Source organism: Aquamicrobium aerolatum DSM 21857, from assembly GCF_900113935.1.
Classification (GTDB): domain Bacteria; phylum Pseudomonadota; class Alphaproteobacteria; order Rhizobiales; family Rhizobiaceae; genus Aerobium; species Aerobium aerolatum.
In genome coordinates, this window is sequence record NZ_FORF01000048.1 from 1 (window position 1) to 1,502 (window position 1,502).

A 1,502-nucleotide genomic window follows, 5' to 3' on the forward strand; every position below is an offset into this window, starting at 1 on the left:
GGCCAGGATGTTGAGGATCATGTCCGCCGACGAAACGCCCTGATCAAGCGCCTCTTGGCAGGCGGCCTCGACGGCGCTTATTCCATCGGTCAGCACGCAGGTGAGGATCTTCACCATCTGCCGGTCGCCATCATCTGCCGCCTGGAGCTTGCGGCGTATCTTCTCCATGGCCGACGGCAGAACCCATTCCCGGAATGGTGCACCGTTGCGCAAGCCGCCCGGCTTGCGCGCCAGCACCGGCACGTAGTGCCAGGGATCGTAGATCACCTTGCCGCGTCCGAACGCACGGGCATGATCGCCCACGACCACGCCATCCTGGCGGATGACGATCCGGTCGGCATAGGCATGGACCTCGACCGGCCGGCCAACGGCGCTCGACAGCACCGAGTATTTGTTGTTGTCGAAGCGTACCGTGCAGGTCTTCGACACCGAGGCGGGGATGCTGTGGAAGCCGTCGAAGCGCCCGGCATAGGGGATGAGGTTGGCGCGTTCTTCCTCGAACACGTCCCAGATGGTGCGCTCACCCTGCTCGGGGTGCCGGCGCGCTTTGGCCCAGGCGACGCATTTGTCGGCCAGCCAGCCATTCAGATCCTCCAGCGTCTTGAACCGGAGCCTCGGCGTGAAGAAGCGCTCGCGCACCAGCCCAACCTGGTTCTCGACCTGACCCTTCTCCCAGCCTGCCGCTGGCGTGCAGGCCTCCGGCTCGACGAGGTAATGGCCACACATCTGCAGGAAGCGACGGTTGTAGCGGCGATCCCTGCCGATGAAGATCGCGTCCACCGCCGTCTTCATGTTGTCGTAGATCCCGCGCGTGCACGTGCCGCGGAAGAAGGCGAATGCCCGGTCGTGCGCGTCGAACACCATCTCCTGACTCTCGCGCGGATAGGCTCGAACAAAGAACATGCGACTATGACAAAGCCGCATGTGCGCCACCTTCACCGTCGTGGTCACACCGTCGAGAACAACAATCTCGTGGCTCCAGTCGAACTGGTAGGCTTCGCCCGGCGCAAAGCTCAGCGGGATGTAGGCATCGGCAGCAGCGCTGCCGCGTTCCCGTTCCCACGCCTGCGCGTGCCGCCACACCGAACTGTAGCTGCCCTCGTAGCCGAGGTCGCGAAGCTCCTCGAAGATACGGATCAGTGTCAGTCGTTCCCGCCGGGGCTTGGCCACGTTCGTCGTCAGCATCCGGTCAAGCTCTTCGCGCCATGCCCCCATCCGCGGATAGGGCTGATGCTTGCGCTCGTAGCGGAACTCGGTCTCGTCCGAGCGCAGCACCTTGCGCACCACTTTCCGTGAAACCTTCAACTCGCGGCAAATCGCCTTGATCGACTTGCCCTGAACCCGCGAAAGCCGGCGTATCTTTGCAATCGTCTCCACAATCAACATCCAAAACACAAATGCCTCCGATGAAACCGGAGGCATTTTGATGACCCCACGTTAAGGGGTCCCGTTTGGACGAAAATCACCCCTTAAACAGGGTCCTCATTCCATGAAAAATCACA

Annotated in this window: 1 protein-coding gene; it reads right to left on the reverse strand. The window is 62.1% G+C overall.

Annotated features, from left to right (window positions below):
- A partial coding sequence (gene istA / locus BMZ42_RS17690) for an IS21 family transposase (RefSeq protein ID WP_091525209.1) occupies positions 1-1,386 on the reverse strand: 1,386 nt, incomplete at its 3' end.
- Positions 1,387-1,502: the final 116 nt, after the last annotated feature.